This is a genomic window from Nonomuraea wenchangensis (assembly GCF_900111685.1).
Taxonomy (GTDB): domain Bacteria; phylum Actinomycetota; class Actinomycetes; order Streptosporangiales; family Streptosporangiaceae; genus Nonomuraea; species Nonomuraea wenchangensis.
In genome coordinates this window covers 21,917-41,797 of sequence record NZ_FOHX01000025.1, presented here as the reverse complement: position 1 = coordinate 41,797, position 19,881 = coordinate 21,917, and the positions used below count along the sequence as shown (strand labels likewise).

17 protein-coding genes and 1 pseudogene are annotated in these 19,881 nt (G+C 71.8%); 9 read left to right on the top strand and 9 right to left on the bottom strand.

The annotated features are described in order from the left end of the window. Positions 1 to 463: 463 nt before the first annotated feature. Positions 464 to 1,987 (bottom strand): ATP-dependent DNA ligase, encoded by a 1,524-nt coding sequence (locus BMW85_RS44455; RefSeq protein ID WP_091093649.1) that lies wholly within the window; start codon positions 1,985 to 1,987, stop codon positions 464 to 466. A gap of 86 nt (positions 1,988 to 2,073) precedes the next feature. Continuing rightward, the gene (locus BMW85_RS44450; protein ID WP_091093647.1) at positions 2,074 to 2,448 is read right to left on the bottom strand and encodes an FKBP-type peptidyl-prolyl cis-trans isomerase; all 375 of its coding nucleotides are present in this window, start codon (positions 2,446 to 2,448) and stop codon (positions 2,074 to 2,076) included. 77 nt (positions 2,449 to 2,525) lie between these two features. Here BMW85_RS44450 and BMW85_RS44445 point away from each other — a divergent pair, with 77 nt between their 5' ends. Beyond that, positions 2,526 to 3,287, top strand: a complete 762-nt coding sequence (locus BMW85_RS44445; RefSeq protein ID WP_091093646.1) for an SDR family NAD(P)-dependent oxidoreductase — start codon at positions 2,526 to 2,528, stop codon at positions 3,285 to 3,287. Between the two features lie 27 nt (positions 3,288 to 3,314). Here the strand turns inward: BMW85_RS44445 and BMW85_RS44440 are convergent, their stop codons facing one another. Then, a complete protein-coding gene (locus tag BMW85_RS44440) occupies positions 3,315 to 4,754 on the bottom strand; it encodes a GuaB1 family IMP dehydrogenase-related protein (protein ID WP_091093764.1) in 1,440 nt (479 codons plus the stop codon). Positions 4,755 to 4,851: 97 nt separating this feature from the next. Between BMW85_RS44440 and BMW85_RS44435 the strand changes: the two genes are divergently transcribed. Continuing rightward, positions 4,852 to 5,304, top strand: a complete 453-nt coding sequence (locus BMW85_RS44435; RefSeq protein WP_091093644.1) for a GyrI-like domain-containing protein — start codon at positions 4,852 to 4,854, stop codon at positions 5,302 to 5,304. Positions 5,305 to 5,351: 47 nt separating this feature from the next. Here BMW85_RS44435 and BMW85_RS44430 read toward each other — a convergent pair whose 3' ends face one another. Together BMW85_RS44430 and BMW85_RS44425 are read right to left on the bottom strand one after the other, a co-directional pair. Beyond that, positions 5,352 to 6,506, bottom strand: coding sequence for a cytochrome P450 (locus tag BMW85_RS44430; RefSeq protein WP_091093642.1), 1,155 nt, complete (start codon positions 6,504 to 6,506; stop codon positions 5,352 to 5,354). Further along, the gene (locus tag BMW85_RS44425; RefSeq protein WP_091093639.1) at positions 6,503 to 7,624 is read right to left on the bottom strand and encodes a CaiB/BaiF CoA transferase family protein; all 1,122 of its coding nucleotides are present in this window, start codon (positions 7,622 to 7,624) and stop codon (positions 6,503 to 6,505) included. The genes BMW85_RS44430 and BMW85_RS44425 overlap by 4 nt, the downstream gene beginning before the upstream one ends. A 118-nt stretch (positions 7,625 to 7,742) precedes the next feature. Between BMW85_RS44425 and BMW85_RS50100 the strand changes: the two genes are divergently transcribed. Beyond that, positions 7,743 to 9,287, top strand: coding sequence for a serine/threonine-protein kinase (locus BMW85_RS50100; protein ID WP_177241201.1), 1,545 nt, complete (start codon positions 7,743 to 7,745; stop codon positions 9,285 to 9,287). Next, a complete protein-coding gene (locus tag BMW85_RS44415; protein ID WP_091093638.1) occupies positions 9,284 to 10,267 on the top strand; it encodes an NAD(P)-dependent oxidoreductase in 984 nt (327 codons plus the stop codon). The genes BMW85_RS50100 and BMW85_RS44415 overlap by 4 nt, the downstream gene beginning before the upstream one ends. 102 nt (positions 10,268 to 10,369) lie before the next feature. On the opposite strand, the pseudogene BMW85_RS52730 reads toward BMW85_RS44415, so the two are convergent. Next, positions 10,370 to 10,474, bottom strand: a pseudogene (locus BMW85_RS52730) (FitA-like ribbon-helix-helix domain-containing protein); the annotation flags it as partial. 50 nt (positions 10,475 to 10,524) lie between these two features. On the opposite strand from BMW85_RS52730, the gene BMW85_RS44405 reads away from it, so the two are divergent. The 3 genes from BMW85_RS44405 (at position 10,525) to BMW85_RS44395 (ending at position 14,525) form a co-directional block, all read left to right on the top strand. Beyond that, on the top strand, positions 10,525 to 11,820 hold the full coding sequence (locus tag BMW85_RS44405; RefSeq protein WP_218156211.1) for an RNA-guided endonuclease InsQ/TnpB family protein: 1,296 nt from the start codon (positions 10,525 to 10,527) through the stop codon (positions 11,818 to 11,820). Between the two features lie 91 nt (positions 11,821 to 11,911). Beyond that, positions 11,912 to 13,261: an FAD-binding oxidoreductase gene (locus BMW85_RS44400; RefSeq protein WP_091093635.1), complete on the top strand. Its 1,350-nt coding sequence runs from the start codon at positions 11,912 to 11,914 to the stop codon at positions 13,259 to 13,261. 4 nt (positions 13,262 to 13,265) lie between these two features. Further along, positions 13,266 to 14,525 (top strand): class I SAM-dependent methyltransferase, encoded by a 1,260-nt coding sequence (locus tag BMW85_RS44395; RefSeq protein ID WP_091093634.1) that lies wholly within the window; start codon positions 13,266 to 13,268, stop codon positions 14,523 to 14,525. A 15-nt stretch (positions 14,526 to 14,540) separates the two neighbouring features. On the opposite strand, the gene BMW85_RS44390 is transcribed toward BMW85_RS44395, so the two are convergent. Next, a complete protein-coding gene (locus BMW85_RS44390; RefSeq protein ID WP_177241200.1) occupies positions 14,541 to 15,470 on the bottom strand; it encodes a zinc-binding dehydrogenase in 930 nt (309 codons plus the stop codon). A 110-nt stretch (positions 15,471 to 15,580) separates the two neighbouring features. Between BMW85_RS44390 and BMW85_RS44385 the strand changes: the two genes are divergently transcribed. Continuing rightward, positions 15,581 to 16,264 (top strand): TetR/AcrR family transcriptional regulator, encoded by a 684-nt coding sequence (locus tag BMW85_RS44385; RefSeq protein WP_218156210.1) that lies wholly within the window; start codon positions 15,581 to 15,583, stop codon positions 16,262 to 16,264. Positions 16,265 to 16,345: 81 nt separating this feature from the next. On the opposite strand, the gene BMW85_RS52235 is transcribed toward BMW85_RS44385, so the two are convergent. Then, a complete protein-coding gene (locus tag BMW85_RS52235) occupies positions 16,346 to 16,471 on the bottom strand; it encodes a hypothetical protein (protein ID WP_281249697.1) in 126 nt (41 codons plus the stop codon). A gap of 103 nt (positions 16,472 to 16,574) precedes the next feature. Continuing rightward, positions 16,575 to 18,110, bottom strand: coding sequence for a long-chain-fatty-acid--CoA ligase (locus BMW85_RS44380; protein ID WP_091093632.1), 1,536 nt, complete (start codon positions 18,108 to 18,110; stop codon positions 16,575 to 16,577). 149 nt (positions 18,111 to 18,259) lie between these two features. On the opposite strand from BMW85_RS44380, the gene BMW85_RS44375 reads away from it, so the two are divergent. Beyond that, the gene (locus BMW85_RS44375) at positions 18,260 to 19,801 is read left to right on the top strand and encodes a GMC family oxidoreductase (RefSeq protein WP_091093631.1); all 1,542 of its coding nucleotides are present in this window, start codon (positions 18,260 to 18,262) and stop codon (positions 19,799 to 19,801) included. The last annotated feature ends 80 nt before the right edge of the window (positions 19,802 to 19,881 follow it).

The window sequence follows — 19,881 nt, the reverse complement described above, 5'->3', positions numbered from 1 at the left end:
ATATCTCACTTCGATATCAAGATCGCACTAAAGGTCAGCTTTGTGCGATTGATCGATCAATTCCAGCGGAAATGACGTTGGGGGCGGCTTGATCGCAAAAGAGGGGTTTGATCAGGGCAAATGGGTGCGCTGCGCCTCAAGGGTTAAGGGGTGATGCTGCGAAACTCCGGCGGCCGGGGTCGCGGGCGTGCGGGAAAAGCGGAAGGCGAGAAAGAGATCGTCGAAGAGCTCGGCCCCTTCGTTACGGGAGCCAGAAACCCCGGGGTGCGGGAGTCAGGAGGGGCGTTGATGCCGGGGCGGCTCTTTCGTGGACGCCGCGTCGCCCCCATGGCACCCCTCCGCGCTCGCGGGGACGCTCTCTGGCCGATGAGGTCCGCCGTCCACCCGAAAAGTTGGGCCGGGGTGCCTGGAGGGCTGCCGTCGCCGGCGCGGGGGAGCGAGTCAGGGAGTCCGGTGGAAGCGGTCAGATCATGAGAGAGCGGACGGTGTCCACGGTGTCGGCGTCCTCCACCCGCTTGTCCGGCCGGTAACGCAGCACCCGCGCGAACCGCAGCGCCATCCCGCCCGGATAGCGCGGCGAGCGCTGCACCCCGTCGAAGGCGATCTCCACCACCAGCTCAGGACGCAGCCGCACGGTCCAGTCGTCCGTCGGCCCCTCGGCCAGCTCCAGGAACCGCTCGGTCTGCCAGGCCAGCAGCTCGTCCGTCAGGCCCTTGAACGTCTTGCCGAGCATCACGAACCCGCCCTCCGGGTCGCGCGCCCCCAGGTGCAGGTTGGACAGCTTGCCCTCGCGCCGGCCGTGGCCCCACTCGGCGGCCAGCACCACCAGGTCGAGCGTGTGACGCGGCTTGACCTTGATCCAGCCCGCTCCGCGCCGCCCGGCCGCGTACGGCGACGCCAGCGCCTTCACCACCAGGCCCTCGTGCCCGGCCTTGACCACGTCGATGAAGAACTGCTCGGCCTCCGCCACGTCGCCCGTCACCAGGCGCGGCGTCAGCAGGGTCCGCGGCACGACCCTGGCCAGCGCCTCCTGGCGCTCGGCGTAGGGGAGGTCGAGGAGGTCGTCGCCGTCGGCGCGCAGCGCGTCGAAGAAGAAGACGCTGAGCGGCGTCTGCTCGCGCAACTGCTCGACCTTGAGCTTGCTGGAGACCCGCGCGGCGGTCACCTGGAACGGGTGCGGTCGGCCGTCGGGACGCAGCGCGAGCACCTCGCCGTCCAGCACGAGGTCGTCCGACGGCGTCTTCAGCACGGCCTCGACCAGCTCGGGCACCTGTGCGGTGATGTCGTCGAGTGTGCGGGTGAAGACCCTGACCTCCTCGCCGGACCTGTGGGCCTGCACCCGGATGCCGTCCAGCTTCCACTCCAGCGCAGCGGGCGCGCCCGCCTTATCGAGGGCGGCGGCGACGTTGGGCGCGCTGCCGGCCAGCATGGGGGAGACCGGCCGCCCGACCTCCAGGCGGAAGGCGTGCAGCGCCTCCACCCCGCCACTCAGCGCCGCCGCGCCGACGGCGGGCAGCCAGCCGCGCAACGTCAGCGCCCGCCGGACGTCGGCGGACGGGGCGCCGGACGCCTTGGCCACCGCCTCGATCATGACGCCGTCGAGCGCGCCCTGCCGCAGCTCGCCGTTGAGCAGGCGGCGCACGAACTGCTGCTCCTGACTGGTCAGCCCGGCGAACAGCTCGCTCACCAGCGCCCTGCGGGCCGCCTGGGAGCCGGGGCCGGACACGGCCTTGATCCGGGTCAGCAGCGCGTCGACCGTGGTCAGGGTGGCGGTGGCGACGAGCTTGGGCTGCGGGATCTCCTCCAGGGTGCGCCAGCCGACGCCGACCTGGCGCTGGGGCAGCTCGCCCGACAGGTAGGAGATGGCGATCTCCGCCTCGTCCGGGCCGACCCGGCCCAGCAGCTCCGCCAGATGTGCGATCTTGCCCAACCTGGCGGACGTGCGCGTCACCGCCTCGGAAACTCGGACCACGTCGATCAGAAGCACACGCCTATCGTGCCTCACGCCGCCGACATTCCCTACCGGCGCCCACCGGCCGGCCGTCACGCGGGCGGCCGGTGGGCGTGCGGGCCCTACCTGACGCCGAGCAGGTCGACGACGAAGATGAGGGTCTCGTTCGGCTTGATGGCGGCGCCGGCGCCGCGGCTGCCGTAGCCGAGGTGCGGCGGGATGACCAGCTTGCGCCGTCCGCCGACCTTCATGCCTGCGACGCCCTGGTCCCAGCCCGCGATGACGCGCCCGCCGCCGAGGGGGAACTCGAAGGCGTCCCCCCGGTTCCAGGACGCGTCGAACTCCTCCCCGGTGGAGAAGGCCACGCCGACGTAGTGGACGCGGACGTGGTGGCCGGGCTTGGCCTCGGGGCCGTCGCCCTCGACCAGGTCGACGATCTCAAGGTCCTTGGGCGGGTTGCCCTCGGGGAAGTCGATCTCGGGCTTCTCGAGTGCCACGAAAGTGCTCCTGTCGGCGACTTGACGTTGTGATTCGGACCTGACGACTCTATGCGCTCGGGATATCGTCTTCGTTCGTGGCCGCTCTGAGTCCCGACGCGATCCTGCTCACCGGCCGCGTGGCCGTCGTCACCGGGGGAGCCCGCGGGATCGGGCTCGCCGTCGCCGAGACCTTCGCCGCCTTCGGCGCGCACGTGGCCGTCTGCGACCGCGACAAGCCGCCCTTCGGGGAGCCGGCCATGACGCTCGACGTTCGCGACCCGGTGGCGGCGGAGGTGTTCGCCCGCGCGGTGGGCGAGCGCTGGGGGCGGGTGGACGTGCTGGTCAACAACGCGGGCGGCACCTTCCACGCCCCGTTCGAGAGCCTGTCGCCGCGCGGCGAGCGTACGCTGATCGAGGAGAACTTCACCCAGCTCACCGCCATGATCCGCAGGCTGCTGCCGCTGATGCGGCCGGGCTCGTCGATCATCAACGTGACGTCGAGCGAGGCGCACCAGGCGGCGCCGGGCTTCGCCGTGTACGCGGCCATGAAGGCGGCCGTGGAGAGCCTGACCAGGTCGCTGGCGCTGGAGCTGGCGCCGCGCGGCGTCCGGGTCAACGCCATCGCGCCCGACGCCCTGCCCACGGAGGGCGAGGAGGGCGTGCGCGAGCGCATGCTGGCCGACGGCTCCCTGCCCTATGAGCCGGTACGCCTCCCGCCCCTCGGCCGGCTCGGCGAGCCTGTGGAGGCGGCGGGGGCGGCCGTGTTCCTGGCCGGCGACCTGGCCAGGTTCGTCACGGGCACGACCGTGCACGTGGACGGCGGCATCCACGCGGCCGGCGGCTGGCGCCGCACCTGACCCCTACGCTCACCGGCCCACGCGCGCTCACCAGCTCGTGTGCAGGGGCATGCCCTCCGCGTACCCGGACGAGCTCTGCAGGCCCACCACGGCCCGCTCGTGGAACTCCTCCAGCGTCGAGGCCCCGGCGTACGTGCAGGCCGACCGCAGCCCGGCCACGATCGCGTCGATCTGGTCCTCCACGCTGGGCCGCTTCGGGTCCAGGTACATCCTGGACGTGGAGATGCCCTCCTCGAACAGCGCCTTCCTGGCCCGCTCGAACGCCGAGTCCTCGGCGGTCCGCAGCCGCACGGCCCGCGCCGAGGCCATGCCGAAGTTCTCCTTGTACCTGCGCCCGTCGGCGTCCACGTGGGTGTCGCCGGGCGATTCGTACGTCCCCGCGAACCACGACCCGATCATCACGTTGGACGCCCCGGCGGCGAGGGCGAGCGCCACGTCGCGCGGGTGGCGCACGCCGCCGTCCGCCCACACGTGCCGGCCGAGGCGGCGGGCCTCGGCGGCGCACTCCAGCACGGCGGAGAACTGGGGCCGCCCCACGCCGGTCATCATCCGCGTGGTGCACATCGCGCCGGGCCCCACGCCGACCTTGAGGATGTCGGCCCCGGCCTCGACGAGGTCGCGTACGCCGCCGGCGGTCACGACGTTCCCCGCCGCGACGGGCACCCCGGGGTCGAGGGCGCGCACGGCCCGCAGGGCCGAGATCATCTTCTCCTGGTGGCCGTGCGCGGTGTCCACGACCAGGCAGTCGATGCCGGCCTCCAGCAGCTCCTTCGCCCTGGCGGCCACGTCGCCGTTGACGCCGACGGCGGCGGCGACGCGCAGCCGTCCCCGGTCGTCCACGGCGGGCTGGTAGAGGGTGGCGCGCAGGGCGCCGGTACGGGTGAGGATGCCGACCAGGCGGCCGTCGCCGTCCACGATGGGCGCGAGGCGGTGCCTGCCGTCGTGCAGCCGGTCGAACGCCTCCCGGGGGTCGAGCCCGGCCGGCAGCGTCAGCAGCTCGCTGGACATGACGTTGGAGAGCTGCGTGAACATGTCCACGCCCTGGCAGTCGGCCTCGGTGACGACGCCGACCGGCCGGTTGTCCCAGTCCACGACGATGACCGCGCCGTGCGCCCGCTTGGGCAGCAGTTGCAGCGCCTCGCCGACGGTCTCGTGCGAGGTGAGCGTGAGCGGCGTGTCGTGGACGAGGTCGCGGCCCTTCACCCATTCGACGACGTTCGTCACGACGTCCAGGGGGATGTCCTGCGGGATGACGGTGATGCCGCCGCGTCTGGCCACGGTCTCGGCCATGCGGCGGCCGGCGACCGCGGTCATGTTCGCCACGACGAGTGGGATGGTCGTGCCCGTGCCGTCGCCGGTGGAAAGGTCGACCGCGAGCCGCGATCCGACGGCGGAACGCGACGGCACCATGAACACGTCGCTGTAGGTCAGATCGTGCCGAGGCTGGACATCATTAAGAAATTTCACGTTCATCCATCTTATGTCGTAAGTGCTCCACCTGGAGTTTGCCCGTTCGCGGGGGCCTTATGATCGGCCCGGATACATTTGCGGGGGGAGGGGACTCGTGAACGTCACCGAACGAGCCGAGCTGACTGTGGTCGGCTGGGTCGTACGCACCAGCAACGCCGACGAGATGGACCCGGCACGCGCCAGACTGCCCGCCCTGTGGCAGCGCGCGGGCGCGCCGGGCGTGTTCGCGCACGTGCCGGGGCGGATCGACGAGAATCTCTACGCGGTGCTGACCGACTACGAGAGCGACCACCACGGGGCCTACACCCAGATCGTCGGCGTCGGGGTGCGCACCGCGCCGCGGCTGCCGGAGGGCATGGTGGCCGTACGCGTGCCGGCCGGGCCGGCGCTGCTGGTCGAGGCCCGGGGGCAGCTTCCGCAGGCGCTGATCGAGGCGTGGCAGGGGGTGTGGAAGCACACCGAGTCCGGCGGCGTCCCGCCGCGCGCGTTCACGACGGACGTCGAGGTGCACCACCGCGACGGCGTCGACCTCTACCTCGCGATCTAGGCCGCTACCTCACGATCCAGGCCGCTACCTCGCGATCCAGGCCGCTCTCACCAGGGGCGCAGCGAGATCGGGAACGACGTCACGCCCCTGACGAAGGCGTTCGGCAGGATGCGCGGGCCGCGCTCGTCGGCCCACGCCGCCTCCCGCACCCGCGCCACCCACTCCTCGAAGAAGATCCGCAGCTCCAGCCGGGCCAGCGCCGCGCCCAGGCAGAAGTGCGTGCCGAGACCGAAGGCGAGGTGCCCGCCGGGCTTCCTGGTCACGTCGAAGGCGTCCGGGTCATCGAAGATGTCCGGGTCGCGGTTGGCGGAGCCGTACATGAGGAGCACCTGCGCCCCTCGCGGGATCGGCGTACCGCGCAGGACGGTGTCGCGGGTGGCCGACCGGCACATGTTGAGCACGGGCGTGGTCCACCGGACGAACTCCTCGACCGCCCCCTCCATCAGGGCCGGGTCCGCGCGCAGCAGCCGCCACTGGTCCGGATGGCGGATCAGCGCGTCGATCGCCGTGGCGATCACCGTCCTGGTGGTCTCGGCGCCGCCGTCGAGCAGCAGCAGCGCGTCGTTCGCCAGGCGTTCGTCGTCGTAGTCGGGGCTCGCGCTCCACAGCGACAACAGGTCGTCGCGCGGGCGTTGGCGGCGCTCGGCGGCCAGCTCCAGGACGGCGTGGCTGTACTCGGCGGCGGCCACCACGGCCTCGTGGGTGACGTACCGCCGGCCGCCGCCCGCCACGATCGTCGTCTCCGACCAGTGTTTGAGCCGCGGCCACTCCTCGTCGGGGAAGCCGAGCAGCCAGCCGATCATCCGGGCCGGCAGCGGGGCCGCGAGCTCGTCCACAGCGTCCACCGTGCCCTTCTCCAGGGCCCGGTCCAGTTGCTCGGCGACGACCGCGCGCACCCGGCCGGCGTAGGCGTCGCGGACGTGGCGCGGGGTGAAGCGGCGGTAGACCAGGCGGCGCCGGGCCGCGTGCTCGGGGTCGTCCAAGCCGATCATGGACGGCTCGGACGGGAGCTGCGGCCGGTAGCCGCCGGTGCTCGTCCACAGACCGGGGTCGCGCTCGACGGCCGCGATGTCGGCGTGCCGGGAGACGCCCCAGAGGCCGTTGGCCTCGTCGTGGTGGACGGGGGAGTGCTCGCGCAGCCAGGCGTAGACCGGGGTGGGGTCCCCGGCGTACAGGTCGCCGTCGAGCAGATCGACGATCACCCGAGCACCCCTTGGCCGCGCAGCCTGTCCGCCTCCTCCCGCGACAGGCCCCAGTCGGACAGGTCCGTCAGGCGGGTGGCGGGGGAGAGGTCCTGCTCGGGCACGCCCAGCAGGCGCGGCGCGGGCCGGGGCTGGACGAGCCCGCCGACCTCGGTGAAGGAGTCGCGGGCGACGTTGTGCGGATGGGTGGCGGCCTCGGACATGGACAGCACGGGCGACACGCACGCGTCCGAGCCGTCGAACACCTTCTCCCACTCGGCCCGGGTCCGCTTCCTGAACTCCTCGGTGAGCCGGGCCCGCAGCGCCGGCCACTGCGCCCGGTCGTCGCGGTCGGGCAGGTCGGTCAGGCCCATGAGCTCGACCATGGCCTTCCAGAACTGCGGCTCAAGCGAGCCCACGGCCAGGTACTCGCCGTCGGCGGTCTCGTACGTGTCGTACTGGGGGGCACCGGTGTCGAGCAGGTTCGTGCCGCGCGGCCCCCAGAAGCCGCTCTGCACGCCCTGGTAGAACATCGCGAACAGGACCGCCGCACCGTCCACCATGGCCGCGTCGATCACCCGGCCCTTGCCGGTGCGCTCGCGTTCGAGCAGCGCCAGCAGCACGCCGTAGGCGAGCATGAGGCCGCCGCCGGCGAAGTCGCCGAGGATGTTGATCGGCGGGGTGGGCTTGCCGCCCTCGCGGCCGAGCATCGACAGCACGCCGGAGATCGCGATGTAGTCGATGTCGTGGCCGGCTGTGGAGGCCAGCGGGCCGTCCTGGCCCCACCCGGTCATCCGGCCGTAGACCAGCCGCTCGTTGACGGCGTGCAGGTCGTCGGGGCCGATGCCGAGCCGCTCGGCCACGCCCGGCCGGAACACCTCGATCACCACGTCGGCGTGCCGCGCCAGCTCCTTGAACGCGGCCACCCCCTCGGGCGACTTCAGATCCAGCCCGATCGAGTGCTTGCCGCGGTCCATCACGTCGGTACGAGGCCGGTCGGAGACCGCCTTGACGCGGTCCACCCTCAGCACCTCGGCCCCGTGGTCGGCCAGCATCATCCCGGCGAAAGGACCGGGGGCCAGCCCGGCGAGCTCCAGCACGCGAACACCGGCCAGCGGGCCGCGACGTCCATCAGTCATACCCACAGTAGAACAACATTCGGTCATCTGGTGCAAGCAGGCTTCGCGAGCTTCCCTCGCACGCCCATCAGGTATGGGAAACTTGCCCACTGTTCGTGGTGGTCTACAGGGGACGGACATGGTATCGGATAGCAACCGGCTCATCGCCAGGCGCTACGAGTTAGTGCGCGAGCTGGGCCGCGGGGGGATGGGCGTGGTCTGGGAAGGCCGGGACACGCTCCTCAACCGTCAGGTGGCCATCAAGGAAGTCGTCCTGCCCGAAGGGCTGCCGGCCGGCGACCGGGAACGTCAGCTCATGCGCACCGTCCGCGAGGCCCGCACCGCGGCCAAGCTCAACCATCCCGGCGTCGTCGCCGTCTACGACGTCGTCGAGGAGGGCGGCCGGCCCTGGATCGTGATGGAGCTGCTGAGCTGCCCCACGATCGAGCAGGTGGTGCTCGGCACCGGCGCGCTGCCGATCCGTGAGGCCGCCGACGTCGGCCGCCAGGTGCTGTCGGCGCTGCGCGCCGCGCACGAGGCCGGCATCCTGCACCGGGACGTCAAACCGAGCAACATCCTCATGACCGAGGACGGCCGGGCGGTGCTCACCGACTTCGGCATCGCCACGGTCGAGGGCGACGCCTCGCTCACCCGCACCGGCATGGTCACCGGCTCCCCCAGCTTCCTCGCCCCCGAACGGGTGCGCGCCGACGCGGCGGGGCCGGCCTCCGACCTGTGGTCGCTCGGCGCGACGCTGTACGCCTGCCTGGTGGGCCGCTCGCCGTTCGAGCGGGGCGAGGCCATGGCCACGCTCAACGCGCTGCTCAACGAGGAGCCCGACTACCGGCGCATCCCGCCCGCCATGCACCCGGTGCTCCGCGGCCTGCTGCAGAAGGAGCCGGAGCACCGGCTGAGCGCCGAGGAGGCCGACCGGCTGCTGACCGAGCTCGCCGCCACCTCCCGCCCCGCCTACGACGACGCCGACGAGCCCCGGCGCGGGGGCGGCGGACGGGGCCGGACCCTGCTCGCGGCGGCCACGGTCGCCGTCGTGGTGATCGGCGCGGGGACGTTCGGCTACTTCAGGTTCGCCACGCCCGCCGAGGGGGCGCCGCGCGCCAGTGCCGCGCCCGCCGCCGCGACCGCCCCGCTCACCCCCGTCCCGGAGTCGGCCACGCCCACGCCCAGCGTGACCCCGACGCCCAGGCCGAGCGTCACGCGGGTGGCGGCGCCGCTCGTACGGGCCTGGCGCTCGCCCGACGGCTGGTCGATCCTGCGGCCCTACGGCTGGCGGGGGGCGCGGCGGGAGGCGTACACCGAGTGGACGCGCCGCGACCGGGGCGCCCACTTCGGCGTGCAGGCCGTCTACAGCAGCACCGACCCCTCCGAGCTGATGATCACCACCCGTGACGAGCTGCGGCAGAGCGCCGAGGACGTCGTCACCCGGGGCCGCCGCACGGTCGACCACCAGGGCGTCAAGGCGCTGGAGTGGGAGGTCACCTACACGGCGGGCGCCGAGGGCGGCGCGCCCTGGATCACGCCCGGCGCCCGCTACCGCGAGCTGCGCAGGGCCGTGGTCGTGGGCGACACGGCCTACGTCCTGTCCTGGACGGTCGCGGAGGGCCAGTGGGCGCGCAGCCAGCGGCTGATGCGGCAGGTGATCAACAGCTTTACGGTGGGGGCATGAGCCCCTGGACCCTGCTCGCCCTGCCGCCGCTTCCCGAGGCGTTCGTCCGCGACCTGCTCGCCCCGCTCGGCGACCGGGTGGACGTACGGGTGCCTGCCGCCCGCGACCGTGACGCGCTGCTGGCGGCGCTGCCGGACGCCGAGATCGTGCTCGGCGACTGGACGGGCACGCTCGTCCTCGACGGCGTGGCGGTCGCCGCCGCGCCCCGGCTGGCCTTCGTCCAGCAGCCCTCGGTCGGCGTGGACGGCCACGACCTCGGCGCGCTGACGGCCGCCGGGGTGCCGCTGGCGAACACGCCGGGCGTCAGCGCCGTCGCCGTCTCCGAATGGTGCCTGGCCGCCGCCCTGGCGCTGGCGCGCCGGCTCGTCGCGGGCGACACCGCGGTCCGGGCCGGGGAGTGGCCGCAGCAGAGCCTGCGGCCGTACGAGCTGCGCGGCCGGACCGTCGGTGTCGTCGGCCACGGCCCCATCGGCGTGGCCTGCGCCGAGTTGTTCCGCGCGCTCGGCTGCGAGGTGCGCTTCTGGACCCGCACCCCTCGCGAGGACCCCGCCTACCAGGATCTCGGCGCGCTCCTGGCGGGCAGCGACGTCGTGGTGGTCGTCATCGCGCTGTCGGAGGAGACCACGCGCCTCATCGACCCGGCCCTGATGAAGCCCGGCGCGCTGCTCGTCAACGCCGCCCGCGGCGAGGTCGTCGACCAGGCGGCGCTGGTGCGGGCGCTACGCTCGGGCCACCTGGCCGGAGCCGCGCTGGACGTCTTCGAGACCGAGCCGCCGCCGCCCGGCGACCCCCTGCGCGAGCTGCCGAACGTGCTGCTCAGCCCGCATGTCGCGGGCGTCACGCCCGAGGCGAGCGGCCGGCTGCTGACCGCCGTCGTGGACAACCTCCTCGCCGCCGTCGAAGGCCGCGAACTGACCGGCGTGGTGAACGGCCTGCCGCCTACGGTCCGCAGGAAGTCTTTCGGTACGACTACCCGATAACCGATTCACCGGAGACCGCCAGGATGCCATGGCCTTCAGGCGGGGTAGGAATGGGCGTGGTCCCGCTGGGGGATGGCCCGGCGTAGCCGGGACAGCCTGTTCCACAATGTGCAGCACCTGCGCGTGCAAGGATCGGTGCTCCTGCTCAGCCAGCTCCTTCAGCCGTGCGTGGAGATCGTCGGGAAGCCGCAGCGTGATCTGTCTCATCTCGGCAGAATAGCCGCCGCATGCCATTTCTGTGATGGTAACGTGACTCTGTGTCACGCTTCCGGCTCCAGCCCGCACCCGCCCAGGAGGCGGCGCTGGCGGAGCACTGCGCGCACGCTCGGTACGTGTGGAACCTCGCCGTCGAGCAGCACGCGCACTGGAAACCGGGCCGCAAGAGCGCGCCGGGATTCGCCGAGCAGTGCCGCCAGCTCACCGAAGCCCGCGCTGCGAGCCCGTGGCTGGCCGCCGGTTCGGTCGTCGTGCAGCAGCAGGCGCTCAAGGACTTCGCCCAGGCCATGGCGAACTTCTTCGGCGGCACCCACCGGCGGCCGACCTGGCGCAAACGCGGCCAGACCGAAGGCTTCCGCATCGTCGCGGTCAAGACGGGCGACGTGCGCCGCCTGTCGCGCAACGTCGGCGAGGTGAAGATCCCCAAGGTCGGCTGGGTACGGTTCCGCTGGTCCCGCGCCGTCCCCGGCGGGGCCAAGTCCTACCGCGTCACCCGGGACCGTGCCGGACGCTGGCATCTCGCCTTCGCCGCCGTTCCGGAGCCGATCACCGGGCCCGGCACCGGCCAGGTCGTCGGCGTGGACCGGGGCGTCACCGTCAGCGCCGCCCTGTCCACCGGCGAGCTGCTGACCGTCCGCGGCCTGCGCGACACCGAAAAGGCGCGCCTTGGGCGGCTGCTGCGCAAGCTCGCACGGGCCAAGCGCGGCTCCAACCGCCGGGCCAAGGTCAAGACCGCCATCGCCCGGCTGAAAGCCCGCGAGGCCGACCGGCGCAAGGACTGGGCGGAGAAGACCAGCACGGACCTGGCCCGCCGGTTCGACGTGATCGCCGTCGAAGACCTCAAGATCCGTAGCATGACCCGGACGGCCAGAGGGACGCTCGAAGCTCCGGGCCGTAACGTGCGCCAGAAGGCCGGGCTCAACCGGGGCATCCTCGCCGCCGGATGGGGACGGCTCGTGCAACGGCTGGAGCAAAAGGCCCCCGGCCGCGTCCAGAAGATCAACCCGCGTCACACGTCGCAGACCTGCAACGCCTGCAAGCACGTCGCCAGCGAGAGCCGCGAGAGCCAAGCCCTCTTCCTGTGCGTCGCCTGCGGGCAGTCGGGACTGCGTCGCCTGCGGGCATCGGGACAACGCCGACGTCAACGCGGCCAAGAACATGCGGGACACGGCCGCAGGGCATGCGGTCACTGCGCGGGGAGGCCTGCCATCAGGCGGGCCGGTGAACCGCGAACCTCAACCCGACCTCCCCTCGGCGGCGTAGGAAAGGTTGGAATTCCTCGCCTTCGGGCGGGGGAGGATGTCAACTGGCACGATAAACAGTTTTCGTGTCTTTAACGACCCCGGTCTGGTCCGAGCCGCTAGCGGGAGATACCGTGCTGACGGACGATCTCTACCAGCTCAAGGGGGTGCTTTGGTGACGACGACGATGTCGACACACCGACGGGCAGTAGAGCAGATCAGGCAGTCGTACGCGGAGATCCCCGGCGGCGCGGCGCCCCGGCTGGCCAAGTCGACGTCGAACCTCTTCAGGTTCCGCGACTCCGCCCGCACCGCGAAGCTGTCGGCACGCGACCTCGACGAGGTCATCAGCGTGGACCCCGAGACCATGACGGCCGAGGTCCAGGGCATGACCACCTACGAGCACCTGGTCGAGGCCACCCTGCCGCACGGGCTCATGCCGTACGTCGTGCCTCAGCTCAAGACCATCACGCTCGGCGGCGCGGTCACCGGCCTCGGCATCGAGTCGACCAGCTTCAGGGACGGCCTGCCCCACGAGTCGGTCGAGGAGCTGGAGATCCTCACCGGCGACGGGCGGGTGATCGTCGCGCGCGAGGACAACGAGCACCGCGAGCTGTTCCGCTCCTTCCCCAACTCCTACGGCACGCTCGGCTACGCCCTGCGCATCAGGATCAAGCTCCGCAAGGTCCAGCCGTACGTGCATCTCACCCACGTCAGGTTCACCGACGCCGCCAAGTGCATGCTCGCGATGCAGGAGATCTGCGAGAGCATGGTCCACGACGGCGAGCGGGTCGACTTCGTGGACGGCGTCTTCTTCGACCCCGGCGAGATGTACATCACCCTCGGCCGCTTCGCCGAGCGCGCGCCCTACGTCTCCGACTACACCGGCATGCGCATCTACTACCAGTCGATCAGGCAGCGCAACCGCGACTGGCTGACCATCCACGACTACCTCTGGCGCTGGGACACCGACTGGTTCTGGTGCTCGCGCGCCTTCGGCGTGCAGCAGCCCGTGGTCCGCTCGCTCATGCCGCGCCGATGGATGCGCTCCGACGTCTACCGCCGCCTGGTCGCGCTCGACCGGAGATACGGCGTGACCGCCCGCGTCGACCGCTGGCGCGACCAGCCCGTCCACGAGTCGGTCATCCAGGACGTCGAGACGCCCGTCGAGCGGGGCGCGGAGTTCCTGGAGTTCTTCCACGACAAGGTGGGCATGACCCCGGTGTGGATGTGCCCGCTCCGGGCCGGCTCCCGATGGCCGCTCTATCCACTGGAGCCGGGGCGGCTGTATGTCAACTTCGGCTTCTGGGGTATGGTGCCGCTGCCACGGGGACAGTTCGACGGTTACTACAACCGGCTGATCGAGAACGCGGTGCACGATCTCGACGGCCACAAGTCGCTCTACTCGACGTCCTTCTACGACCCTGAGCAGTTCTGGCAGTTGTACAACGGCGACGCCTACTGGCCGGTCAAGCAGGAGTACGACCCGAACGGACGCCTGCTGGACCTGTACGACAAGTGTGTGCGGGGAAGGTGAGTCGATGGCTCTCGCAACCATCTTTGAGAAGATCGTCGGCAAGGACGCCAACATCGCGTTCATGGCCTACGACGGCAGCAAGGCGGGGCCGGACGCGGCCGACCTCGCACTCGAGGTCAAGTCACCGATCGCGGTGGCCTACCTGGCGCAGGCCCCGGGGGAACTGGGCCTGGCGCGGGCGTACGTCTCCGGCCACATGGACGTGCACGGCGACATGTACACCCTGCTCGACCGCATGTGGAACATCACCACCAACGATCTGTCCACCGCCGAGAAGGTCGCCGCGGTGCGGGCGCTCGGGGTCAAGCCGCTGCTCATGCGGGTCCCGCCGCCGCCGCAGGAGATGCGGCAGAGCACGCTGGCCAGGCTGGGCTCCCGGCATGCCAAGCAGCGCGACGCCGAGGCCATCCACCACCACTATGACGTCTCCAACCGGTTCTACCGGTGGGTGCTCGGCCCGTCGATGGCCTACACGTGCGCGGCCTTTCCCGAGGAGGACTCCTCGCTGGAGGAGGCCCAGTTCGCCAAGTTCGACCTGGTGGCGCGCAAGCTCGGCCTCAAGGAGGGCATGCGCCTGCTCGACGTCGGCTGCGGCTGGGGCGGCATGGTCATCCACGCCGCCAAGCACTACGGCGTCAAGGCGCTCGGCGTCACGCTGAGCAAGCAGCAGGCCGAGTGGGCGCAGAAGGCCATCGCCGACGAGGGGCTGCAGGACCTCGCCGAGGTCCGTTTCATGGACTACCGCGACGTCCGTGAGACCGGTTTCGACGCGGTCAGCTCCATCGGCCTGACCGAGCACATCGGCAAGGACAACCTGCCGGCGTACTTCGCGTTCCTGTACGGCAAGCTCAAGCCGGGCGGCCGGCTGCTCAACCACTGCATCACGCGCCCGACGGGCAAGGAGAAGACCTTCAACAAAGGCGGCTTCATCAACCGCTACGTCTTCCCCGACGGCGAGCTGGAGTCGGTGGGCTGGCTGATCCGCGAGATGGAGGACCTCGGCTTCGAGATCCGCCACGAGGAGAACCTCCGCGAGCACTACGCCAAGACCCTCCGCCACTGGTGCGACAACCTCGACGCCAACTGGGACGAGGCGGTCCAGGAGGTCGGCATGGGCACCGCCCGCGTCTGGGCGCTCTACATGGCCGGCTGCATCGTGGGCTTCGAGCGCAACAAGGTCCAGCTCCACCAGGTGCTGGCGGTCAAGCTGGACGAGCACGGCCGCTCCGGCGTGCCGCTGCGCCCGGCCCGCGACTGGCCCTGACCTTCCCGCCCGCGGCTAGGGGGCCGTCCCGTCCGGCGCCGGGGTGACGTCCAGGACGGCCTTTCCCGCGACCCGGCGCTCCAGCAGGGCCGCGGCGGCCTCGCCGACCCGGTCCCAGGGCCCCCGCCAGCCCACCTCCGGCGACAACCGGCCCGACGCCACGAGCGCGAGCAGCGTGGCGAGGTCCGGTCCTGGCTCGCGTACGTCGCCGAACGTGCTCATCGTCCTCGCCGGGCCGAGCGAGAACAGCGAGTACGGCGCGAGGACGGCGGGCTCGCCCGAGGCCCAGCCGATGGCCTGGATGTCGCCGCCGGGCGCGAGCAGTCGCCAGGCGGCGGCGAGCTGGGGGCCGCCGACGTTGTCGAGGATCAGGTCCACGGGCTCGCCGACGCCGTCCAGGCCGATCACGACCTCGGCCGCGCCGAGTTCGGCCAGGCCGGCGGCGCGGGCCGGCGAGCCGACCGAGGCGATGACGTGGGCGCCGCCGAGTGCGGCGAGCTGTACCGCGTAGCGGCCGACGCCGCCCGCCGCGCCGGTGACGAGCACGCGGCGGCCGAGGATGGGACGGGTGCGCAGGGTGCGCAGCGCGGTCAGGCCGGCCATCGGGAGCGCGGCGGCGGCGGCCAGGTCCACGCCGTCGGGGACGGCGGCCACGGCCGTGACGTCCACCGCCATCCGCTGCGCCCACGCCCCCTCCCCGAACGCCACCACTCTGGTGCCGGCGGGCGGGCCGGCGCCGTCCGTCGCGGCCTCGCGGACGGTCCCGGCCGCGTCGAACCCGTGGACGGTGCCGGGCGGGCGGCCGGCGGCGCCGATGACCTCGCCGCGGTTGAGCGAGACGTGGTGGACGTCGAGCACGAGCCGGCCGGGGCCGGGCTCCGGCTCGGGCGCGGTGCCGAGGCGCAGGGCGCCGGGAGTGCCGGGGTCGGCGACGAGAGCGCGCATGGTCGGGCTGTCTCCTTGGTGAGGAAAGTTAATCGGACCGTCGGTCCGGATGGCTACGCACGCTAGCATAAGCGGACCGGCGGTCCGCAACAACGAGGGGGAGGCGGCACGTGAGGGCAGACGGGCGGACGGAGCGGATCGACGCCGCGCGCGATCGAGCGGAGCGGGGTGGCGGGGCGCGCGACCGGCCCGAGCGGGTTGATGTCGTGCGCGACCGGCCCGAGCGGGGGGACGCCGCGCGTAACCGGGTGGCGGTGTTGCGGGCGACCGAGCGGCTGCTGGCGGAGGGCGGCGGCGACCACGTGTCCATCGACCGGGTCGCGGCGCTGGCCGGGGTCGGGAAGGGCACGGTGTTCCGGAGGTTCGGCAGCCGGGCCGGGCTGCTGCAGGCGCTGCTGGAGGAGCGCTCGAAGGACCTGCGGGAGGCGGTGACCGGCGGCCCGCCGCCGCTCGGCCCCGGCGCGCCGGCCCGCGACCGGCTGCTCGCCTTCCTCGACGGCCTCGGCGCGATCGCCGAGGGGAACGCGATCCTGCTGGCGGCGCACGAGCAGGCGTGCGCCGAGGACAAATATGACGACCCGAGCTACCGCTCCTGGCACGGGCACCTCAGCGACCTCGTCGCCGAGGCCCGTCCGGACCTGGACGCCGGCTTCGTGGCCCACGCCCTGCTCGCGGTCTTCGACGGGGCGCTGATCCGGCACGTGACGCCGCCGGAGGACCCGCGCCGGTTCACCCGCTCGGTGCGAAGCCTGGCCCTGGCACTGCTGGGGGACGGTGCTGCGGGGGGACGGTGAGGATGGGGGGCGGTGAGGATGGCCGCCACCTCCGCGCCGAGGTGGCGGCCCACGCGCCGGAGGACCGTTAGGGGGAGAGGTCTACTCCGGGTCCTCGGCCGGAGCGGCGTGCTTGCCGCGGCTCGGCCGGAGCTCGGCCGGCCTGGCGGTTTCGTTGCCCTCTTCTGGCTGGTCCTTGGGGGTGTGGGGCTTCTCGTGGCGGCCCACGCGACCTCCTTTGCCGTGCTCGGTTGCATGCGGTTACCGCAAGATTACAATCAGCACGGCAGAAAGGCGAACGCCGTACGGCGTCCGCCTTTCGGGACGAAGGTCAGCGCAGCTCGCGCTTGAGGATCTTGCCGGTGGCCGTCATCGGCAGCGCGTCACGGAACTCGATGATCCGCGGATACTTGTAGGCCGCCATGTTCTCCTTGCACCAGGCCATGAGCTCGTCCTCGGTGATCGTGGCGCCCGGCGTCCTGATGACGTACGCCTTGATCTCCTCGCCGTGCGATTCGTGCGTCACGCCCACGACGGCGGCCAGCGAGACGGCCTCGTGGGTCATCAGGACCTCTTCGAGCTCGCGCGGGTAGACGTTGAAGCCGCCGCGGATGATCATGTCCTTGGCCCGGTCGATGATGGCGTAGTAGCCGTCGGCGTCGCGCGTGGCGATGTCGCCCGTACGGAACCAGCCGTCGTGCATGACCTCGGCCGTGGCCTCTGGGCGGCCGTAGTAGCCCTTCATGACGTTGTGGCCGCGGATGGCGATCTCGCCGGGGCCCTCGCCCTCGACCGTCTTCCAGTCGCCGTCCACGAGCTTCATCTCCACGCCCCAGATGGGGGTGCCGATGGTGCCCGGCTTGGCCGGCCGGCCCGGCTGGTTGAAGCTCGCCACCGGCGAGGTCTCCGACAGGCCGTAGCCCTCCAGGATGCCGATGCCGAAGGTCTGCTCGAAGTCCTTCAGCACCTCGACCGGCGAGGACGCGCCGCCCGCGACGGCGATCCGCAGCGTGTCCGGCACCTCGGCGCCCTCGGCGTGGATCTTGGTGAGCATGCCCCAGTACATGGTGGGGACGCCCGCGAAGAACGTCACGCCCTCCTTGCGCATGATCTCCAGGGCCTCGCCGGGCTCGAAGCGCGGCATGAGTACGACGGTCGCGCCGCGCAGGAACCCGGTGTTCATGACGGTGGTCTGGCCGAAGGAGTGGAACATCGGCAGCACGCCCAGGTAGACGTCGCCGCCCTCGGTGGCCGGGAACATGCGGTCGCTGACGATGGCGTTCATCAGCATGTTCTGGTGGCTGAGCTCGGCGCCCTTGGGCTGCCCGGTGGTGCCGGAGGTGTAGAGGATGACCGCGGTGTCGTCGGGCGCGGTCTGCACGGTCTCGAACCCGGCCGCCATGCCGCCGAGCGCCGCCCAGAACGACTCGCCGTACTCAGACTCGGTGGCGAGCGGGGTGGCGGGCAGCACGAAGAAGTGCTCACAGCCCTCGGCCGCCTCGAAGCCGGCCTTGCCGCGCTCGCCGAGCGGCAGCTCGGGCGTGCCCTCGAAGCAGAACAGCGCCTTGGCGTCGCTGTCGTCGAGGTGGTAGGCGATCTCGCGGGACTGCAGCAGCACGTTGAGCGGCACCACGGTCGCTCCGGCCTTGAGGATGCCGTAGTAGACGAACGGGAAGTACGGCAGGTTGGGGCAGGCCAGCGCGACCTTGTCGCCCTTGCGGATGCCGCGGGACACCAGCAGGTTCGCCACCTGGTTGGCCACCGTGTCGATCATCGAGTACGGCAGCCGCATGTCACCGAAGACGATGGCCGTGCCGTCCGGGTTGTTCCTGGCGCTGTCCTCCAGGACGATCGACAAGTTCAGCATGACGCCTTCCTCCTCTAGCCGGCTTTCGCGCCATCTTCGCAGCATGGCCATACCGACCGGTAGGTAACGGAGGTTACAACTGGATATGGACGTCCCCCGGTCGCGTGGCGTAAGCAAGTAGTCAATTACTTGCCCCCATGGAGGGAACCATGGAGTACGACTACGTGATCGTGGGCGCCGGCTCGGCGGGCTGCGTGCTGGCCAACCGGCTGTCGGCCGATCCGGGCGTGTCTGTGGCCCTGGTCGAGGCGGGCGGCCAGGACGACAAGCTGGAGATCCGCATGCCCGCGGGTTTCGCCAAGCTCTTCAAGACCGACTACGACTGGAACTACACGACGGCCAAGCAGGACGAGCTGTCCGGCCGGGAGCTCTACTGGCCGCGCGGCCGGGTCGTCGGCGGCTCGTCCTCGCTCAACGCCCAGATGTGGGTGCGCGGCTGCGCCCGCGACTACGACCAGTGGGAGGTGCCCGGCTGGTCCTACGCGGACGTGCTGCCGTACTTCACCAGGGCCGAGCACCGGATCGGCACCAACGACGGCGACGTCTACGGCACCGGAGGCCCGCTGCACATCTCCGAGCTGCGCAGCCCCAACGTCACCACGGCCGCGTTCCTGCGCGCCTGCGAGGAGCTGGGCTACCAGCGGCTGCGGGAGCTGAACGGCCCCTCCAACGAGGGCTACTGCCCGACCCCCGTCACCCAGTACCGCGGCCGGCGCTGGAGCTCGGCCGACGCCTACCTGCGCCCGGCGCTCAAGCGGTCCAACCTGACCGTGGTCACCGGGGTGACCGTCGAGCGGGTGCTGTTCGACGGCCGCCGGGCGGTGGGGATCGAGCACGGCGGCGCGCAGCTGAAGGCGCGGCGTGAGGTCATCCTGGCCGCGGGCGCGATCGGCTCGCCGCACCTGCTCATGCGCTCGGGCGTGGGCGCCGCCGCGGAGCTGCGCGAGGCCGGCGTCGAGGTCGTGCACGACCTGCCCGAGGTGGGCAGGAACCTCCAGGACCACCTGGCCTCCGGCGTGTACGTCTCCTGCCTCCAGCCGGTCACGCTCACCAAGGCCGAGTCCGTCGGCAACCTGCTGCGTTACCTCGTGCTGCGTTCCGGCATGCTCACCACGAACGTCGGCGAGGCGGTCGCGTTCCTGCGCACCTCGCCCGAGGAGCCCGCGCCGGACATCGAGCTGGTCTTCGCGCCGGTCCCGTTCGTCGAGCACGGCCTCGTCCCGGCGACCGGTCATGGCCTGACCGTGGGCGTGGTGCTGCTGCAGCCGGAGAGCCGCGGCCGGATCACGCTCAACGGCCGCGACCCGGTCATCGACCCCGCCTACCTGAGCGCGGAGGCCGACGTGCGGCGGCTGGTCGCCGGGCTGAAGGCGGCCAAGCAGGTGTTCACGACCTCGGCGATGCGGCCGTACGCGGGCGGGCCGATGGACCCCTACTGGGGGCCGGAGAGCGACGAGGAGCTGGCCCAGTGGGTGCGCGAGCGCGCCGAGACCCTCTACCACCCGGTCGGCACCTGCCGGATGGGCGTCGACGAGGGCTCGGTCGTGGACCCGTCGCTGCGCGTGCGCGGCGTGGAGGGCCTGCGCGTCGCGGACGCGTCGGTCATGCCGACGCTCAACCGCGGCCACACGCACGCCCCGGCCATCATGATCGGCGAGAAGGGGGCGGAGCTGATCCTCGGCGGGGCCTGATCCTCGGGCGGGCCTGAGCCTCGGGCGGGCCTGATCCTCGGGCGAACGTGAGCCGCCCTTGACGTAAGTGGTCACTTGCA